The sequence below is a fragment of the Nostoc favosum CHAB5714 genome, from assembly GCF_020829495.1.
GTDB classification, from domain to species: Bacteria; Cyanobacteriota; Cyanobacteriia; order Cyanobacteriales; family Nostocaceae; genus Nostoc; species Nostoc favosum.
The window spans coordinates 62,327-80,967 of sequence record NZ_JAIVFQ010000015.1; the positions used below are offsets into that span (position 1 = coordinate 62,327).

15 protein-coding genes and 1 pseudogene are annotated in these 18,641 nt (G+C 43.4%); 11 read left to right on the forward strand and 5 right to left on the reverse strand.

The genetic code is table 11. The features are described 5' to 3' along the window. The first annotated feature begins 233 nt into the window (after positions 1 to 233). The 4 genes from LC586_RS41095 (at position 234) to LC586_RS12995 (ending at position 5,912) form a co-directional block, all read left to right on the forward strand. Positions 234 to 929, forward strand: coding sequence for an acyltransferase (locus LC586_RS41095; protein WP_229485182.1), 696 nt, complete (start codon positions 234 to 236; stop codon positions 927 to 929). Between the two features lie 617 nt (positions 930 to 1,546). After that, positions 1,547 to 1,663, forward strand: a complete 117-nt coding sequence (locus LC586_RS12985) for a photosystem II reaction center protein I (RefSeq protein ID WP_015114068.1) — start codon at positions 1,547 to 1,549, stop codon at positions 1,661 to 1,663. A gap of 197 nt (positions 1,664 to 1,860) precedes the next feature. Further along, positions 1,861 to 4,743 carry a DUF3769 domain-containing protein gene (locus LC586_RS12990; protein WP_229485184.1) on the forward strand — a complete coding sequence of 961 codons (2,883 nt, stop codon included), beginning with the start codon at positions 1,861 to 1,863 and terminating at the stop codon, positions 4,741 to 4,743. 158 nt (positions 4,744 to 4,901) lie between these two features. Then, on the forward strand, positions 4,902 to 5,912 hold the full coding sequence (locus tag LC586_RS12995; RefSeq protein WP_229485186.1) for a metal ABC transporter solute-binding protein, Zn/Mn family: 1,011 nt from the start codon (positions 4,902 to 4,904) through the stop codon (positions 5,910 to 5,912). A 446-nt stretch (positions 5,913 to 6,358) separates the two neighbouring features. Here the strand turns inward: LC586_RS12995 and LC586_RS13000 are convergent, their stop codons facing one another. After that, positions 6,359 to 6,871: an outer membrane beta-barrel protein gene (locus LC586_RS13000; RefSeq protein ID WP_229485188.1), complete on the reverse strand. Its 513-nt coding sequence runs from the start codon at positions 6,869 to 6,871 to the stop codon at positions 6,359 to 6,361. A 152-nt stretch (positions 6,872 to 7,023) separates the two neighbouring features. After that, positions 7,024 to 8,628, reverse strand: a complete 1,605-nt coding sequence (murJ, locus tag LC586_RS13005; protein ID WP_229485196.1) for a murein biosynthesis integral membrane protein MurJ — start codon at positions 8,626 to 8,628, stop codon at positions 7,024 to 7,026. Between the two features lie 150 nt (positions 8,629 to 8,778). On the opposite strand from murJ, the pseudogene LC586_RS42605 reads away from it, so the two are divergent. The 3 genes and pseudogenes from LC586_RS42605 to LC586_RS13015 form a co-directional block, all read left to right on the forward strand. Then, a pseudogene (locus LC586_RS42605) lies at positions 8,779 to 9,084 on the forward strand (GAF domain-containing protein); the annotation flags it as partial. 75 nt (positions 9,085 to 9,159) lie between these two features. Next, positions 9,160 to 10,305, forward strand: a complete 1,146-nt coding sequence (locus LC586_RS13010) for a GAF domain-containing sensor histidine kinase (protein ID WP_438822897.1) — start codon at positions 9,160 to 9,162, stop codon at positions 10,303 to 10,305. Between the two features lie 191 nt (positions 10,306 to 10,496). Further along, on the forward strand, positions 10,497 to 10,787 hold the full coding sequence (locus LC586_RS13015; protein ID WP_229485207.1) for a hypothetical protein: 291 nt from the start codon (positions 10,497 to 10,499) through the stop codon (positions 10,785 to 10,787). A gap of 74 nt (positions 10,788 to 10,861) precedes the next feature. Here LC586_RS13015 and LC586_RS13020 read toward each other — a convergent pair whose 3' ends face one another. Next, positions 10,862 to 11,368: a pentapeptide repeat-containing protein gene (locus LC586_RS13020; RefSeq protein WP_229485217.1), complete on the reverse strand. Its 507-nt coding sequence runs from the start codon at positions 11,366 to 11,368 to the stop codon at positions 10,862 to 10,864. An 85-nt stretch (positions 11,369 to 11,453) separates the two neighbouring features. Continuing rightward, complete coding sequence (locus LC586_RS13025; RefSeq protein WP_229485219.1) at positions 11,454 to 12,968, reverse strand: LCP family protein; 1,515 nt, start codon at positions 12,966 to 12,968, stop codon at positions 11,454 to 11,456. Positions 12,969 to 13,083: 115 nt separating this feature from the next. Between LC586_RS13025 and LC586_RS13030 the strand changes: the two genes are divergently transcribed. The 4 genes from LC586_RS13030 (at position 13,084) to LC586_RS13045 (ending at position 18,021) form a co-directional block, all read left to right on the forward strand. Then, the gene (locus tag LC586_RS13030; RefSeq protein WP_229485221.1) at positions 13,084 to 14,148 is read left to right on the forward strand and encodes a mannose-1-phosphate guanylyltransferase; all 1,065 of its coding nucleotides are present in this window, start codon (positions 13,084 to 13,086) and stop codon (positions 14,146 to 14,148) included. A 244-nt stretch (positions 14,149 to 14,392) separates the two neighbouring features. After that, the gene (locus LC586_RS13035) at positions 14,393 to 16,039 is read left to right on the forward strand and encodes an ABC1 kinase family protein (protein ID WP_229485225.1); all 1,647 of its coding nucleotides are present in this window, start codon (positions 14,393 to 14,395) and stop codon (positions 16,037 to 16,039) included. Positions 16,040 to 16,200: 161 nt separating this feature from the next. Beyond that, positions 16,201 to 17,181 carry an ABC transporter ATP-binding protein gene (locus LC586_RS13040; protein ID WP_229485226.1) on the forward strand — a complete coding sequence of 327 codons (981 nt, stop codon included), beginning with the start codon at positions 16,201 to 16,203 and terminating at the stop codon, positions 17,179 to 17,181. 51 nt (positions 17,182 to 17,232) lie between these two features. Then, on the forward strand, positions 17,233 to 18,021 hold the full coding sequence (locus LC586_RS13045; RefSeq protein WP_229485227.1) for an ABC transporter permease: 789 nt from the start codon (positions 17,233 to 17,235) through the stop codon (positions 18,019 to 18,021). A 311-nt stretch (positions 18,022 to 18,332) separates the two neighbouring features. On the opposite strand, the gene LC586_RS13050 is transcribed toward LC586_RS13045, so the two are convergent. Then, positions 18,333 to 18,617: a hypothetical protein gene (locus tag LC586_RS13050; protein ID WP_229485228.1), complete on the reverse strand. Its 285-nt coding sequence runs from the start codon at positions 18,615 to 18,617 to the stop codon at positions 18,333 to 18,335. Between the last annotated feature and the right edge of the window lie 24 nt (positions 18,618 to 18,641).

Genomic DNA, 18,641 nt, shown 5'->3' on the forward strand with positions numbered 1-18,641 from the left:
TGTTTTGCTCCTGAATTCTGCTGTAAGTTCAATAATTGCTCACATAGTCAAAGCCAGACTCTGGTTTTTCAATTGGAAAACCATCTAAAAATATGGGTAAATTTCGGTAATACTGCCAACTCACTTTCATGTATTAATAAATACAAATTTTTCTAGTGTTGGCAGAAGATTAGGATACAGCCAAAACAACTTTCAATACTCCCAACAACAATTGATTGAAGAGATATATAGCCATGCATAACGAGAAATATTTTTCAAAATTGCAGCGCGTGCAAGAACTTTTAGTAACTACTGTGTTAGGGGATATTCCTACACTTATTCTGGGGCCGAAGTTGCGTAATTTGGGATATCGTAGTATTTTTGCCCAGATAGGCAGCCCAGTTTATATTCAAGATGGTGTTGAATTTAACGGTACTTGCTGTATTGAGATAGGCAGTGGAATATATATTTTCAAGGGTGTGCGGATGGATGCTAGAGGACACAAAAATAATAAAATTCATCTAGGAAATAGAGTCGCTATTGAGCGTAACGTTGATATAGGGTGTTTAGAAAATACGTGTATACATATTGATGAAGACACATTCATTGCTCCCAACGTGTGTATTGAGGGGCCAGGAGACATTAAAATTGGTAAACGCTGCTTGATTGCTGCCCACTCAGGGATATATGCCAACAATCATAATTTTGCCGATCCGATGGAGCCGATTAAATACCAAGGTGTTACTCGCAAGGGAATTGTAATTGAGGATGATTGTTGGTTAGGGCATGGAGTAACAGTATTAGATGGCGTTACTATCGGCAAAGGCAGTGTTATTGGTGCGGGAGCAGTTGTCAATAGAGATATTCCTCCTTTCTCCGTTGCTGTAGGCATACCTGCACGAGTAATCAAAAATCGAGTTGGCAAAGACTTAAGCATTACTTCAAGCTGAGAAATAGGGCATGGGGCATGGTAGCTATCTGACAATTCAGGTCATCTGGAAAACCTCTCTCTAAATCTCTCTTCCTTTAAGGAGAGAGACTTTGAATTTTCCCCCTTCCCGCCACGGGTTGGGGGTTAGGGGGTTAGGTTTTTGGTAGACTTTTCCACATAACGTGAAAAGTCAGGGTAGCTATCTCCTGTAACAATTAACCTGTTCCCTTTTTGAAGAAACTTTTGCCCTCAGTTAACGTCACAAGAGTAACTAGTCTCCAAGTTATTTTTTAGGGTCATCTAAAAGTCAGACAACCGCAAAAGCCCGGAATACAATTCTTTTGACTTTTGAGAGCCAGTTGCTACCCTGCCGGAACCCTAAGAGCGAAAAGTCGGCAGATCCGACGCCCGACGCCAGTGGCTCATGGGGGAAACCCCCTTCTCTACAAGACGCTACGCGTTGGCGCTAGCCTCTCCCTTTGGGAGAAGAACGCACTGGCTCCTTTTGACTTCCGCCTTGCGGCAAGAGTCCTCTCAAAAAGGGACGAGATTTGGGTAATATAAAGGAGCTATCTTTTCTGCATGGCAGATCCTGAAAGAAAAGCTTTCTTTGTCTTACCCCTTGGAGATATTTCTATGTTGACTTTAAAAATCGCTGTTTATATTGTTGTTGCCTTCTTCGTAACTATCTTCGTCTTCGGATTTTTGTCAAACGATCCAGCTCGTAACCCCGGCCGTCGGGACTTAGAGTAAAAGAGCGATAAATTATCCGCGACTTTAGAAGGCGGAAGATATTAAACGCCACGGAAACTTACTAAACTTTCGCCTAGTAAGTTTCCTGCTCAAAGTGGCTTGCTACCGGTAGCAGAAGGCGACAGTCGGAAGGCAAAATGTATATTTAATCCTTCCGTCCGTCATTTGGCTGTTTGTTAGCCCGATTATGCTCAAATATGCTTCATCCAGTTCTGCCGCCTGATCCGCCTTTTATCCTCGAATCTTTACAAGTTGTAAATCCCGCCTCATCTGCTAGTCATACAAATTTTCTTTCAGGTGTAGATACTGGAATACACGAAAAGACAGACAAATCCAAGCAGCCCAAGGATTTGGCCCAGTTGGCAATTGCGGGTGACACCAAGAGTGATCCGCCATTGTCAACTCCGATAAACTCAACTCAGAATGACTTGGTAGTTGCCGAAACTCCCTCTGTACCCCATCCACCAGAAACCCTCCCACCAGAAATTTCCCCCATCAAGAGTTCTGGAACTGCTACACTTTTCGGGCGATCGCTAATCGTTGGTTATCCCACGCCGGAGGTTAAAACCTCTAATTACCAAGATAAAGAAGACACTTGGACTTGTCCAAGTGTCGATGTTCGGCGCTCGGAACTTCTCCTAAGAGCGGCATTACGCAAACGGGAGATGCAAAGAGAAGCCACTGTATTGCCAATAAAAGTTGGAGCGGAGGCTTCCTCTGTAAACGTAAAAGGTGAATCTTCTCAAAAACTCGGTGAGCGATCGCTAGATCCAAATTCTAGTGGTGGAGAAAAACAAACTTTTTTGGATGGTAGCTTTAGCTATAGAGTTTCCCCAAATCCCCAACTCGCCCAATCTCCGCCTCCTCTTCAAATTGTCCCAACTGCCACAAACAGCAACAAGTTAGTCGAATCCAAGGCGGGAATTTTAGCACAGAAGTTAACCCAGCAAAAACAGCAAAGTCATATTACTGCACCACAGTCTTCAGCAAAAGACAATATCTCTGTATCTGCTGCTGATCTAGCACCGAGTTCTCAATCAGTACAAAATTTTCTAAAATTCAAGTCTCGTAACCCGAAAAACCAACTCTCATCGCCCATCACTGTAGGATTCAAGTCCCAAGCCCAACAACAAGCTCAAGCACCAACGCCTACACCAGAGGTAGACAGCACTAATCAGCTAGAAAGTCAACCATCTGGTACAACTGCGCCAGCTAGCACGCCGCCAGCTAAACCGAGAATTGTGGAAGTCACTTCAGATCGGCAAGAGTATGACGAGCGACGGCGAATTATTACAGCTGTTGGGAATGTAGTTGTGCGATTTGATGGGGCGGTGGTGGATGCCGATCGCCTGCAAGTCAATTTAGACAACTTGATTGCTGCGGGGGAAGGTAATGTAACTTTAACACGGGGCGATCAGGTACTGCGTGGACAACGCTTTACCTATAACTTTGTTCAAGATAGTGGGGAACTGCTAAATGGTAGAGGAGAAATTTATGTACCCTCAGCACAAACAGATTTTGCTTTTTCACCCACAGGTGTAACTGCTGGTGGAGTTCCAAAACGTCCGCCGAGCGATCGCATTAGAGCCAATCAGCCCCTTTCAGGTGTGAGCAGCCCTGGAGGAATTGATGTGGTATTTGGTGGTCAGGCAGATGCTAGCAACATCCCGGCATCAAAAACAGGGGGTCTAGTCAATCGACTCAGGTTTGAAGCTGAACACATTGACTTTTATCCGCAAGGCTGGCAAGCAAGGGATGTCCGCATCACCAATGATCCTTTTTCGCCCCCAGAACTAGAGTTGCGTGCAGATACAGTAACTTTGACGCGAGAATCACCCTTGGTAGACCGCATCAGAACACAGAAGCAGCGTTTAGTATTGGATCAAAGAATCTCCTTACCAATTCCAGTGAATGAGCGGACTCTTGACCGCCGGGAGCGGGAGGTTACACCTGCAATAGTCTCCCCCGGCTATGATGGAGAAGATCGGGGTGGTTTGTATATTGAGCGTGGCTTTCCAGTGATCGATACAGAGCAGACACGCTGGACGATCACGCCCCAGTTGTTAGTACAGCAAGCTGTGCAAGAAGGCACGGGTGACTTAGGCGCACTGTTTGCTGTGAAGACAAGGATAAATTCTGTTTTGAGTCCACGAGCAGTAATTGAGGGGACTGGGGAGTTAACTAGTTTTAACTTGAATAAGGTAGAAGATAATTTGCGGGTGAGGTTAGGATTGCGCCAGACATTAGGGACTTCCCTTCCCCATCTTTTGAATCTGGAGTATAGCTACCGCGATCGTTTTTACAACGGTACCCTCGGCTTTCAAACCGTTCAGAGCAGTCTTGGCGCTATTGTTACCTCTCCTGTAATTCCTTTAGGCAAGAGTGGCATTAACCTCACCTATCAGGGAAGCGCTCGATATATCAATGCCAACACCGATCGCCAAGACTTACTAGAACCAGTGCGGGAAAACGATCGCATCTCACTAGGTCGTTTACAAGGCAGTGCTTCCCTCAGTACTGGAGTGTTGCTGTGGCAGGGAAAACCATTACCACCCACTGCCACTCAGGGATTGCGATACACGGCGAACCCTGTAGTTCCTTACTTGCGAGCGATCGCTGGACTTACAGGCACTACCAGTTATTACACCAATGGTGATAACCAAAGTACCCTAACTGGTACAATTGGCTTACAAGGGCAAATTGGTCATTTTTCTCGACCTTTTTTCGACTATACCGCCTTTAATATTAGTTACTCTCAAGGCTTAAACAACGGATTATCACCCTTTTTGTTTGATCGCTCCGTTGATAACAAAGTGTTGAGCGCTGGGATATCACAGCAAATCTACGGCCCTTTTCGCTTAGGCTTTCAAACATCTGTTAACTTGGATACTGGTAGAGAAACTAGCACCGACTACATTTTGGAATATAGCCGTCGCACCTATGGCATCACCTTGCGTTACAATCCGGTGTTGGAGTTAGGCGGCATCAGCTTCCGAATTAGTGATTTTAACTGGGGTGGCGGCACTGATCCATTTACTGAAGTTAAGCCAGTGGTAAGCGGCGTAGAACAGGATTATTAGTCAAATTTGACAAGTTTTCGATCTACTGCAAGTGTCTGGCTTAGTTTTCCCCTGTTCCCTTTCATATCCTCAACTGGCATGACTCCCCTGTAATCTCCTAACATTAATTTCCCATTTATATGATAATGATAATCAATATAACTAGAGTCATCAGATTTATGATATCTTACAAACTACGATTGAAATCCCTAGCAGCTCTTGCTCTCACGTGTGGGGTAGTTGGATATAGTCAAACCAGCCAATCGACTCCCACGCCTTGGGATAATGCGTCTGCGAATCAAACTGTTATTTCACTAGGGTCAGAAGCCCCTGTTAAAGGCCCGTTAGTAGTCGCTACCAATAGTATTACTTGTGGGTTAACTAAAGAAATTGCAGGTGATACTATTGACCTCAAGTGTTTAATCGACCCAGGCTCAGATCCGCACGTATACCAACCCAAGCCTGATGATAGCAAAGCAATTGAGCAAGCAAAGTTAATTCTCTACGGCGGCTACGATTTTGAGCCTAGTTTAATCAAACTAATTAAAACTACTTCAAATTATGCTTTCAAGGTTGCTGTACATGAAGTTGCAGTCCCCAAACCCCAGAAGTTTGAGGAGGATGGTAAAACTGTTATCGACCCCCATGTATGGCAAAATGCCCAGAATGGCATAGCCATAGCAGAGGTGATTTCCCAAGAATTAATAAAGGTAGCCCCAAATAATGCTGCAACCTATACCAGAAATACTCAGAAACTCACCAACGAAATCAGCCTGGTAGACACCTGGATTAAATCACAAATTGCCACAATTCCATCCAAGCAACGCAAATTAGTCACCACCCATGATGCTTTTGGTTACTATTCCAAAGCTTATGGAATTCCCATTGAAGGGGCCTTAGGGAATATTAGTACAGAAGAAGCGCCGACATCTGCACGAGTGAGTGCATTAGCAATATATATTAAACAACAGGGTGTGCCGACAATTTTTGCAGAAACAACAATTAATCCCAAATTGATTACGGCTGTAGCAAAAGAGGCAAAAGTTCAGATTTCAGACCGAGAATTGTTCGCTGATGGTTTGGGAGAAAAGGGCACAGAAGCTGAGACTTACCAAGGAATGTTAATTGCCAATACACGCACGATTGTGGAAGGGTTAGGAGGCAAATATACAGAGTTTAAGCCTAGATAATCAGAGTTAGCGACGCCGATAGCGTAGCGGTAGCGAGTCCACGAGCGTCATAGCCCGCACTTCTCTACGAGACGCTGTGCGTAGCTTGCTTCTAGGGTGTTGACTATGAACACTTTAACCCATAAGACTTCAGGCAAAAAATGTGTCGCGTGTTTGTGGGAAAGCGGCTGTTCCAGGCGCTTTCCCACAAACAAAAGTAGCATAAATAATTTTCTGGAAAATTGCCTCAAAACACCCAAATTTTATCAAAATCATCAATAAAAATGATTAAAAAAAGAGAACGAATTACTATTACGGGTCTCATTTGGATGCATACACGGTAGGGGCACAGCATTGCTGTGCCCCTAGGAATGGTCTGTATTCTATGTAATTGAGAACCGCTAGATTACGGCTGGCAAATATCATTGCTTTAGGTTGTGAATAAGCTGCTTTCTAGCTCGTAATCACTAGAAGCGATAGCCTAATCCAGCTTGGAAGCTGACAGCATCAGCATCACTATTTCTGTAGGCATCAATGCCCCATTTAGTATCGCCATAAGCAATGACATTGTTGCTAACTTCTGATTCAATACCAAGGGTGACTACAGGTGAATTCTGATTGCCTAATGGGGTTTTTTGACCTTCGTCAGTTACAAAAGAATAACCACCACCGAAGTAAAGGTTAGTGTTTCTGGCGATGGGCGCATCGTAAGTCACTATGGGCATAATTGCGGCGGCATCACCACCATACAGCACAGAACCCCGCACTGAAACAGGCGCATTGGGAAGGGCGTAACGTCCTTGAATATTACCACCAATTTGTGCTTCATCGTTTCCTTGTCCGCCACTGGTTGCACCAACCGCAACACCAGCACCGATGTAATTGCCGTTTGTGCCAGCTGTTTGAGCAGAAGCAATTCCAGCCGAGAGGACAATGGAAGCAACAGCGAGGAAAGAGGCAGCTAATTTTGTAAGTTTCATAGAATTCTTCTCACTAGAGTTAGGTAAAATCAATATTCTCTAGTACTAGAATCTCTTTTTTTACAAAATGTAACCTCGCACACCTGGTTCACCCAAGTGGCTGAATTCTTTCTCACCCACTTGGGTGTACCAGGTGAAATATTTAAATAACATTATTTCTTCAAAAAGCGCTGACGTAGACGAGATATAAAAGTATTTACCTCTGGTATTTTCATTGATGAAGCGATCGCAGCAAACACTGCAATCCCCACGAAGCCTGATACACACAATTGCAACACCAGAATCAGGAAGCCCGTTTTACCTAAAAATTGCCCAGAAGCAACCAATGTCCCATAGCTTGCTACCCCAGCTACCAAGCTACCCGCAGTCAAACCCAGAATTGGCACACTCCACTCACGCCAAGGTAAACCATTGAGCTTGCGATCGAGTAACCATAACAGCATCAACATTGAACTGCAATTTACACCCACTGTTGCTAATACCAAACCGGGAGCGCCAAAAGGTTTAACGAAAAACCAATCTAATATGATGTTGAGCAAAATGTTAAAAATGCTGATGCGAAAAGGTGTCTGTCCATCGCCTAAAGCATAGAACACCCGCACCAAAACATCACGTCCCAAATAGACAAACATCCCAATTCCATAAGCGACTAGCAAGGATGAAACTAGCTGTGTAGCTTCTGGCTTGAAAGCACCGCGCTCATATACTACCTGCACAATAGGTACAGATAGCGCCACCATCAGCGCCCCTAGCGGTAGCATGGTGAAGGCAGTAAGTAGCAGTCCTTGGCGAATGCGTAATTTTAAATCTGGCCAATTTTCTGGGCTGGCAAGTTTGGCAAATATCGGTAATAGGGGCAGCAAAATGATATTAGAAATAATCCCTAACGGAGTTTGTACTAATAGATTCGCATAGTTAAATCCTGCCGCAGCACCAGGGATAGGGCTGGCAAAATAAAGGTCAGTGGCAACATTAATTGGCATCATTCCAGAAGAAATTGTTGCTGGAGTCATGATTTTAATGACTTCTTGAACGGCTGGAGATTTAAAATCAAACCGCAGGCGTAATGTGCCTAATCCTAACCGCCACTGGACAATTAGCTGCACTAACCACTGGAGAATGGCTCCTGCCAAGGTTCCCCAAGCTAAAACCATTCCACCGATTAAAGCGTACTCCGGCTTAATAATGTCTTTGCCCAGTTGCATAGCCAAGATCCCAAGGCCGGCAACAACGGTAATACTGGATAATAAGGGACTAATGGAGAGTAACCAATATTGATTGGCTGCATTAAGAGTACCAAAGCCAATGCCAATTAATCCGGCAAATAAAGCCATTGGTGCCATAATGCGGAGTTGTTCAATTGCGATCGCTCTGGTTGTCTCTTCCAAACCATGACCAACTAAATCAACGATCGCATCCGCAAATAAAACTTGAGCAACCGTCACCAACAACAGCAATCCAGCTACCAGCGTTGTCACGGTTTCCACTAGGGGAGCCGCTTCTTCTCGCCGCCGCTTGGCTAAAACGCTGACAACTGCACTGTGTAATGGCCCATTGACACCACCGAGTAATATCAATAGAAAGCCAGGGATAATATAGGCATAACTATAGGCAGTGGCAGCAGCACCAACACCAAAAGCGGCAGCGATCGCTTGCTGCCGCACTAAACCGAAGACTTTACTAATTAATGTGGCTGCGGCAACAATGCCAGCAATTCCAGCGAAAGAACGAGAGGGTTTTTGGTCTTGTTGTGTCACGAATATTACCCGACAACTCTTGCAGAGTGCATATCTTAAAACATTTAACCTGAAATTCCGCAGTCTGTCAGGTAAATTTTGACAAATTACTTATTTTAAATGCTTTCGCCCTACAGCCCTCCCTTGCATCCTACGGGGGGTATTGGCGCGATGCCGAAGGCGGGCTACGCCTACGCTCAAAATGAAATTCCTGCGATCGCTGATACTTATTTACAACAGACGCAAGGAGGACGTTACGTTGACAATCAGACATTTACAGTCAATGACATTTACCAAGCCGGATTAACAAAGTGTCATGTAACCTTGTTAGAGCAATTCCAGGCAAAAGCCTTTGCAACTGCCCCCATTCTCCAAGGAGACAAAGTTTGGGGAGTCATTGCTGCCTATCAAAATTCCTCACCCAGACAGTGGCAATCTTATGAAGTCGAATCACTGACCAAAATCGGCACACAAATTGGTGTGGCAGTGCGACACCATAAGTTGCTGGCATACGCTCAGTACCAAGCAGAGCAACAAAAGACATTAACTAGCGTGATTACTCGAATTCGGGAGTCTTTAGATTTAGATACAATCTTCCAGACTACTGTCACTGAGGCACGGCAAATGCTGCAAGCAGACAGAGTGACAATCTTTCGTTTTGACCTTCAAAAAGATTGGGAAGGAGAGTTTATTTCTGAGGACGTTGTACCTGAATGTAACTCAGTAATCGCAGAAAAAGTTTATGATTATTGCTTCGGTGAAAACTTTGCACCCCTTTATGCACAAGGTCGAGTAAATGCGATCGCTGACATTTATCAAGGAAAGTTTCCAGGTTGCTACATCCAAATCCTAGAAAAATTTCAAGTGCGGGCAAATATGATCGCACCTCTGTTAAAAAAAGGTGAACTTTGGGGATTACTGTGTATTCACCAATGCACCGCTCCTCGTCACTGGCAACCCTCTGAAATTGAATTTACCAGTCAAATAGCCGAGCAATTGGGAGTCGCATTAAAACAGGATTCTTATTTAAAGCAAGTTCAAGAGCAAATTGACAAGACTGATTTGGACTTTCTCATCGAAGATTTACCCAAAACCCTTGAGTCGATGAAAGTAGGAACAGAGCGGATTTGTGAGATTGTCCTATCACTGCGAAACTTCTCTCGTACAGATGAGGCTGAATTGAAGCCAGTAGACATTCGTGAAGGATTAGATAGTACTTTGCTAATCTTAGGGCATCGGCTCAAAAACAATAATGAACGCCCAGCTATTGAAATTGTGAAAGAATATGTTACTTTACCTTTGCTCGAATGCTATCCAGCGCAATTAAATCAAGTGTTTATGAATCTTCTAAGTAACAGTATTGATGCATTAGAGGAAAAGTTTAAAACTATACAGCAAAGGTATTTGAAGTTATCCCAAAGGTGTCCGAAAATACCTTTAACTATCTGGATTAGTACGCAAGCCGTTAATAACCTGATTGTAATTAGAATAGCTGATAATGGTCTGGGGATTCCAGAAGAGGTGCGATCGCATATATTTGATCCCTTCTTCACTACCAAAGCACCAGGTAAAGGTACGGGGTTAGGATTGTCCATCAGCTATCAAATAATAGTTGAAAAACATCATGGTCAAATTAAATGTTCCTCTAAACCAGGAGAAGGAACAGAGTTTTTGATTGAAATTCCCAGTGGTAATTAGAGGCAACTGGTATCGCAAGGCAAAAGTCAAAAATCAAAAGTCAAAAGTCAAAAGTTAAGAATATTTGTAGGTTGGGTTGAACGAACACGAACAGCGTCCCGTAGGGAAGTGAAACCCAACAAACCCTGCAATATGTTGGGTTTCGTTTCTCAAACGCCACTTGCTTCAAGTCGGGAAACCCGCCCAACGCAGTGGCTCCCCAACCTACACATTTTTATTTTTTGGGCTTAAGGGAATTTACAGATGAGTTTATAGTGTGTGTTGAAAATATTGATTTTATTCAAGAAATACCTTTTGCAATCAATAAAGTTTTATGTTGTCTTGCTAGTCTCAATTTTAAACTTGAATTGCATGATAGAATAGTCGATGTAGAAAATTACATCAATTACATTGCTAAATCTAAAAATACTAATATTGACTCTAGAAACACGGATTTTATAAAAGAGAAAATAAAGTATTTTATCAACTCCCCCTATAAATAGTAGTGTTTGTTATCGCAAGCCTAGCATACCGATTCTAAGGTGTTGGTGCTGTACTCTCCCCGCTAACCACTTTACTATCGACAACCTAAACTATCTCGCGTTGACATACCCGTAACCGGATTTACCCCATCAGCCCTTTCACACATTAGCGACACTTGATAACGGTCAATTAAAGCGTCGGTAAAATCAGCGCCTGTAATTTCGGCGTCGTAAAAACGGCTGCGGGTCAAAGTGGCTTCTGTAAAAATGGTATTTTTCAGGTTAGCACCATCCATAGTGACGCGATCAACTAAAGCGCCTGTTAGATTCGCACCTTCCAAATTTGCCTTTAACAAAACTCCTTTAGTGAGAATTGCGTTGGTTAAATTCGCTCCTTGGAAATTCGTCCCCCGCATTTCTGCTGCTACAAAAGTCACACCTGCCAAATCAGCATGAGAAAAATCACGATTTTCTAAATTTATATTGTTGTAATTGATTGTGTTTATCTGAGCAAAAGCAGGTTTGGGATTAAGTACTATCCACCCAAATGCCAGTATCAAAATCACAATCAAACCAAAAAAGCGCAGTAAAATCTTTTTCATAACTTTATTATTTATCAGCAGTCCTTTGTCATTAGCCGCTTGTCATTTAACTAATGACTAATGACTAATGACTAATGACTCTTGACTATTTCCAATCTTTACCAATCCGAATTGTGAGATCAGATTCTAAATCACCAATCGCCGCTACCTCAATTTGACCCAAGCCTAAGACTTTTTGCAAATCAACTCCAACTCGTCGGTTGCCTTTTTGGACAACAATCTGAGTTTGACGTTGGGTATCTGGCCAATCAGGCACTTTGTAAATATTAGTAAAGCCTTTCTGTTTCAGATAAGCAATAACTTTTTCAGTTAGCTGAGGTTGATTGGAAGCATTTTGAATAGCAATTTTGAGGTTAGGAACCTGACGCATATCTGGTTTCAGACCAGGTACATTTACCCCAACATAATCATTCAACAGGCTTTGTTGTCCAGTCATATTTAGCCAATAGCTATCAGGGTCTTTGCTAAAACGGCTAAACGTACCAGGCAACACGGTCATTTGGAAATTATCCCGATCTAGGTTGAGGCCAAAGTTCACCAACGCCATCATTTCTTCCATCTTCAGGTTGGTATCAAAGTATTTTCGCATTAAGCGAGTTAATTGAGGCAACCTGGGTAAGACGGTAGGACTATTTAAGCGTTGCAGCAATGCTGCTGTTAGTGCTTGCTGACGCTGCACTCTCGGCAAATCTCCCAAACCTGGTTCGCGGAATCGGGCAAACTGTTCTGCTTGTTCGCCGTTGAGGGTTTGCCAGCCACTGACTAAATTAATCGACAGCCGACTGCTAGAGTCTTTATATTCCATTGATTGCGGAACAAAGACCTCTATTCCACCTAACTGATCGACTAACTGCCGTAATCCACTAGTAGAAATACGGATATAGCGATCAATTGGGGCATTGTTTAAGGTACGGCTAACTACCCGTGCTGCCAAGACTGGGCCGCCTTGGGCATTGGCATCAGATACCTTAGTTAATCCCTTTTCTCCCTTTTCGGGGATGGCAATCATCGTATCTCTGGGAATCGAAAGCACCCGTACAGATTTTTCATTAGGATTGAGGCGTACCAGCAGCATGGTGTCGCTTTTCCCAGCAAAACTTTCTGGTGAACCATCAACAGTACCCCTAACTGGTTCAATCCCCATAATTAAAATATTCATCGGTCGTGAAAGCTGGTACTGGGAGAGTTTGCTCCATAACTCTCCTGGTAGTGGTATTTTTACCTCGTCTTTAGCAGTACCTAAATCCTCATCTGTTCGATCTAGATTGCTCCACAACGGAGTCCAAAGGGCTAAGGTTGATACCAGCAAACCAGATAAGATGATACCGATGACAACCGTCATGATCCACAACAGCCATCGAGGCATGGTTAAGCCCAGTCTCTCGTAAAGCTGATTGGGAATTGCACCCACTGATTCGACAACGCTACGGTTGGGATTCGCTGGCGGGTTTAGTTCTACCTCCTCCTCTAAATCCTCTACTGGTGCAGGTGTTACTTGATTTTCTGTTCGTTGAAGTTGCTGCGATCGCACCTCAGTTTCAAATTCTACAACTTGCTGAGATCCAAGCGGATTTTCCGACCATTCGACTTGTTTTATCACAATTATCTCCCCACTCAACCACTCCCTAAAAGTATGTTAATCCAAGCTACAAATATTGCCAGTGGAAAAGCTCACTGTAAACTTGTAATGTTCTTCGGTAAGCCTGTATGACAACATGAATACTTTATTGTTCCCCGTAATCCTTGCTGGTGGTAAAGGTGAACGTTTTTGGCCCCTGAGTCGCAAAGACCGACCCAAGCAATTTTTAAGTCTTGATGGTAGCTCTAGAAGTTTATTACAAGCAACCGCCGATCGATTGATTGAACTCGGTGGCGGGTGGGATTCCTTGTGGGTAATTACTTCTAATCAGATAGCTGAAGGGGTAAGACAACAATTACCTGATCTACCATCTCAGAATTTATTGATTGAGTCGGAAGGAAGAGACACCGCCGCAGCCGTTGCTTGGACAAGTTTAGAAATCAAACAGCGCTATGGAGAAGACGCTGTTATTGGCTTTTTCCCTGCTGACCACTGGATCGCTGACCAAGAGGCGTTTGCACACACATTAAGCGCGGCTACGCAACTGGCAGCAAGCACAGCAGCGATCGTTACACTGGGGATCAAGCCTACTTTTCCATCAACCGGTTACGGCTACATTGAACAAGGTGAAAAAATAGGTAGCTTTAATGAGTTGCCAGCTTATCACGTCAACCGTTTTACTGAAAAGCCCAACCGTGAAACGGCAGAGACTTTTTTATCTACGGGACGTTTTAGCTGGAATAGTGGAATGTTCGTTTTTCGGGCAGGGGTTGTTCTCAAGGAACTACATACCCATGCACCAGAAATTATCGAACCTTTAGAACAACATGGCCCTGATATCTATCCCCAGTTGCCTAAGAAGAGTATAGACTATGCGCTAATGGAAAAGACAACTCTAGCATACGTTTTGCCAGTTGATTTTGGTTGGGATGATTTAGGAGATTGGAATGCGATCGAACGCTTACTCAAGACAGAAGAGACTCCCAATGTGGAACTTGCTACGCACGTAGGGCTAGATACGCAGGGGGCGATTATTTACGCCTCAAATCCAGAGGATGTAGTTGTTACAATTGGTTTAGAGGACGTGGTGATTGTGCGCGATCGCAATGTCACCCTCGTTGTTAAAAAAGAACGTACCCAGGAAATCAAGCAGATCCTCAAAATTCTCCAAAGCGATTCCCGATTTACCGACCTGCTATAAAAGTTAAAACCCTTGGTAGAGGCGAAAAAGCCTATTTTTCCATTATAACTTGACTGTCGAAAAGCAGAGCATTGGGAATGGGGCATTGGGCATTGGGCATTGGGCATTGGTCAATAATCAATAGTTCGTCTTCCCCTGCTCCCCCTGCTCCCCCTGCTCCCCCTGCTCCCCCTGCTCCCCCTGCTCCCCCTGCTCCCCCTGCTTCCCCTGCTCCCCCTGCTCCCCCTACTCCCCACTCTCAAAAATGTTCCTCACCCAAACTGTTCCCCGTCAACGAGAAATTCTTGAAGTATTCCTTCGCAATGGCTGGGACTATATGCGAAGGTTACTTACTGGTGGCAAAGCTGATGAACCCCAGCTACCTACACCTGCGGTTTTAAAAAATATCCTGGTAGACTTGGGGCCAGTTTATGTTAAACTTGGTCAGCTACTTTCTACCCGTCCAGATTTACTCAGCGCCGCCTATATTGAGGAACTATCAACTCTACAAGACGAAGTACCGCCAGTTCCTTGGTCAGAGATAGAAATAATCCTCCGTAAAGAATTAAAACTTCCACTAGCAGAAACTTTCAGCACAGTTAACCCAATTCCAGTAGCGGCAGGATCAATTGCTCAGACACATCGCGCTACATTAATAGACGGTCGAGAAGTTGCTCTGAAAGTGCAACGTCCGGGAATTGATCTGACCATTGCCCAAGATATTGCTTTAATTCAAGGTATTGCCGATTTAGTGGCGCGGACTGAATTTGGGCAAACCTATGAAATTAAATCCATCGCCGAAGAATTTACCAAAGCTCTAGAAGCCGAGTTAGATTTTACACGGGAAGCAGGTTTTACAGACCAACTGCGGCGCAACTTATCTAAAAGTCGCTGGTATGATCCCACACAAATAGTGGTTGCGGAAATTAATTGGGAATTGACCACAGCAAAATTACTGGTGATGGAATGGCTGGATGGAGTGCCGTTCTTGTCGGCGGATTTGGACAACAATAATAATGGTAAAGACCCTGCCGTAGAGCGTAAAGAAATAACTACTTTGTTATTTCGGGTATTTTTTCAGCAACTATATATTGATGGATTTTTTCACGCTGATCCCCATCCGGGAAACTTATTTTATCTCAAAGATGGTCGTGTTGCGCTCTTAGACTGTGGCATGGTGGGAAGACTTGATCCCCGCACACAGCAGATATTAACAGAGATGTTGTTAGCGATCGTTGATTTAGATGCTCAAAGGTGCGCTCAATTAACTTTGCAGCTATCAGATTCTGCTCAACCAGTAATTTTGTCGCGGTTAGAAAATGATTACGATCGCATGTTGCGAAAGTATCACAATGTCAGCCTCACGCAAATCAACTTCAGTCAGATAATTTATGAAGTTTTACAAGTTGCCCGCAACAATAAAATTAGATTACCTAGTAATATGGGTTTGTATGCCAAAACCCTAGCGAATTTAGAAGGTGTAGCGCGAACATTCAACCCAGAGCTTAACTTTTTTGATGAAGTAAAACCATTAATTACAGACTTGTTTCGTCGGCAGTTACTAGGCGATAATCCAGTGCGATCGCTATTACGGACAGCCTTAGATATTAAAAGTCTCTCTCTCCAATCTCCTCGCCAAATTGAACTGTTATTAGACCGAGTTACCTCGGAAACTTTACAGTGGAATTTATCGCTGCGGGGGTTAGATGGCGTGCGGCGCACTATGGACGATGCGGCTAACCGACTATCTTTTAGTATATTAGTGGGTTCACTGATTATGGGTGCAGCAATTATTTCCACCAGAGCGCAGACAACACAGTTATCTTTTTTAAGCACCACCCTGTTTGCAGTCGCTAGTTTATTGGGTTTGTGGTTAATTATTAGTACATTGCGATCGGGACGTTTACGGTAAAGTGTATGTATCGTACTTGAGTAATGCCCACCACAGTAAATCATGATATGTCACTGGCGAAAATCCCTGCTTTAGTATTTGGAACCAGAGATAAATAGTGATAAACACCAACTATTTATATGTGTTTACCTGTGTACATCTGTGGTTCTAATATAAAAAATATGTCAATTATCATTGCTGAAAACCTGAGTAAATCTTATCCAGTGGCAGTTAAAAGTCCGGGTATTAAAGGTACAATCAACCACTTTTTTCGCCGCACCTACCGCTCAATTAAAGCAGTTCAGGATGTTTCCTTTGAAATTGCCCCTGGTGAAGTAGTGGGGTTTTTGGGCCCAAATGGTGCTGGTAAAACTACCACACTCAAAATGCTCACGGGGCTGATTCATCCCTCTAGCGGTACAGTCAAAGTTGCTGGACAAATTCCGTTTCATCGGAAGGAAGCATTTTTGCAAAAAATTACCTTGGTAATGGGGCAAAAGCAGCAGCTAATTTGGGACTTGCCAGCGCTGGATTCTTTGAGAATTAATGCTGCTGTATACAACATCTCTGATAAAGAGTTCCAACGACGGGTGGGAGAACTAACAGAGATGCTTTCCCTAGAAGGCAAGCTTACCCAGCCAGTACGGAAGCTATCTTTGGGTGAACGGATGAAGGCAGAATTGCTAGCAGCACTTTTGCACCGTCCGCATGTATTATTCCTAGATGAACCAACGCTGGGACTAGATGTAAATGCTCAGGTAGCGGTGCGCGATTTTTTGCGCGACTACAATCAGCGTTATCAAGCCACAGTGCTGTTGACGAGTCATTACATGGCTGATATCACAGCTTTATGTCAACGAGTGCTGTTGATTCACGAGGGAAGGCTGATGTATGACGGTAGTTTAGATGGGCTACTAGAACGTTTTGCCCCATATCGGGAAGTTCATATAGAGTTAGCCCAACCTCTACCGATAGAAAAACTTATGACCTATGGTGATGTGCAACACTTAGAAGGGCGATCGGTTCATTTTATGGTATCAAGAGAGGTGCTTACCCGCACCGTTTCTAAGATTTTGACGGATTTAGAGGTAATTGATTTAACAGTTACCGAACCGCCTGTAGAGGAAGTAATTGGACGAGTTTTTCAGGCAGGTGTTGTGTAGAGACGCGATTAATCGCGTCTCTGGGTAATTTTTGTAGCGGGAAGTGAATAAATGAAGCGGATAATCAGAAAAGCCTTAACTTTGCTGTCAGTATACTACGCCTACATGCTTGAGTATCGAGCAGAACTAATCTTATGGGTTTTGGCTGGGTCTTTGCCGATTATCCTTATGGGTATCTGGATACAGGCAGCACAAGGCGGGCAGTTTGGGCTATCACCTGTGGATTTTGCTCGTTACTTCATCACAGTTTTCGTCATTAGGCAATTAACAGTTGTTTGGGTAATTTGGGACTTTGAAACAGAGGTAGTGGAAGGCAAGCTTTCGCCCAAGTTGCTGCAACCACTCGACCCAGTATGGCATCATGTTGCGCGTCATGTTTCTGAAAGATTTGCTCGGCTAACGTTTGCTTTTCTATTAGTGGGATTATTTTTTATTCTTTATCCCCAAGCTTTTTGGTTGCCAAGTTTGAGTAGATTTTTGCTGTTTACATTGGCGGTGGTGCTAGCTTTTGCTTTGCGGTTTACGATTCAGTACACCTTTGCCATGTTTGCCTTTTGGACAGAACGGGCTAGCGCTTTAGAAAATTTTTGGTTGTTGTTTTATCTATTTTTATCTGGTTTGATAGCACCTTTAGAGGTCTTTCCAGAACCTGTGCAGAAAATAGTGATGTTTACGCCTTTTCCCTATTTGATTAATTTTCCTGCGAGTCTTTTGGTAGGGCTACCCGTGGATATAGGGCGGGGATTTGGGTCAATGGTAGGATGGATATTAGTGTTTTTGGGTGCGAATCGCTTTCTTTGGCGTGCAGGTTTAAAGCGGTACTCTGGGATGGGAGCTTAAATAATTTAACATTCAACTAAAAAAATCTCATCCAATGATTTGGCTAAGTACAGCTTGCGTCAATCTAATTCATAATTAATAATTACTAATTCATAATTGCAATCAGTGGGGGCTTGAACCCACCACTGATTGTAGACCACTGAAATCAAAAATTTCAGTGGGGGCTTGAACCCATAAAATTTATGAATTATGAATTATGAATTAATAATTATTTGGTCAAACAGTGCAGAATTGAGGGTTATGAAACGCAGAGGGTACGCAAAGGTTTGATATGTGGCAATTTTTTCGTTACGAATTTATAAAATCATGTACTAAGTTGAGGAAGTTTGAATACTACTGATAAGTTCACGCAATTCGTCTAGAGTATTTAGCGTCTTAAATCTTCGCTTAATTACCTCTAGTTGCTCTAAATCATAAATTTGAGAGATTTCTGGCATTAATTCTAATCCCTCACTGCCAAATTTTATCTCCAAAAGCAGTTCAATGGTCAATAGCCTCTCCTCTTGTATCGCTTTTTCCCGTGCCTCGTGGAAAATTTTCTGATATGCCTCTTGGAAAATTTCCTGATAAAAGAAAGATTTCTCGAACACTGACATATCTCACCTCATGATTTGCCAAAC

What these genes read in the sequence shown, in the direction of transcription:
- LC586_RS12990 (WP_229485184.1), top strand. Translation starts at nt 1,861, where the DNA reads ATGCTTCATCCAGTTCTGCCGCCTGATCCGCCTTTTATCCTCGAATCT.
- LC586_RS41095 (WP_229485182.1), top strand. Translation starts at nt 234, where the DNA reads ATGCATAACGAGAAATATTTTTCAAAATTGCAGCGCGTGCAAGAACTT.
- LC586_RS13000 (WP_229485188.1), bottom strand. Translation starts at nt 6,871, where the DNA reads ATGAAACTTACAAAATTAGCTGCCTCTTTCCTCGCTGTTGCTTCCATT.
- LC586_RS13030 (WP_229485221.1), top strand. Translation starts at nt 13,084, where the DNA reads ATGAATACTTTATTGTTCCCCGTAATCCTTGCTGGTGGTAAAGGTGAA.
- LC586_RS13020 (WP_229485217.1), bottom strand. Translation starts at nt 11,368, where the DNA reads ATGAAAAAGATTTTACTGCGCTTTTTTGGTTTGATTGTGATTTTGATA.
- LC586_RS12985 (WP_015114068.1), top strand. Translation starts at nt 1,547, where the DNA reads ATGTTGACTTTAAAAATCGCTGTTTATATTGTTGTTGCCTTCTTCGTA.
- LC586_RS13045 (WP_229485227.1), top strand. Translation starts at nt 17,233, where the DNA reads ATGAAGCGGATAATCAGAAAAGCCTTAACTTTGCTGTCAGTATACTAC.
- LC586_RS13050 (WP_229485228.1), bottom strand. Translation starts at nt 18,617, where the DNA reads ATGTCAGTGTTCGAGAAATCTTTCTTTTATCAGGAAATTTTCCAAGAG.
- LC586_RS13040 (WP_229485226.1), top strand. Translation starts at nt 16,201, where the DNA reads ATGTCAATTATCATTGCTGAAAACCTGAGTAAATCTTATCCAGTGGCA.
- LC586_RS13035 (WP_229485225.1), top strand. Translation starts at nt 14,393, where the DNA reads ATGTTCCTCACCCAAACTGTTCCCCGTCAACGAGAAATTCTTGAAGTA.
- LC586_RS12995 (WP_229485186.1), top strand. Translation starts at nt 4,902, where the DNA reads ATGATATCTTACAAACTACGATTGAAATCCCTAGCAGCTCTTGCTCTC.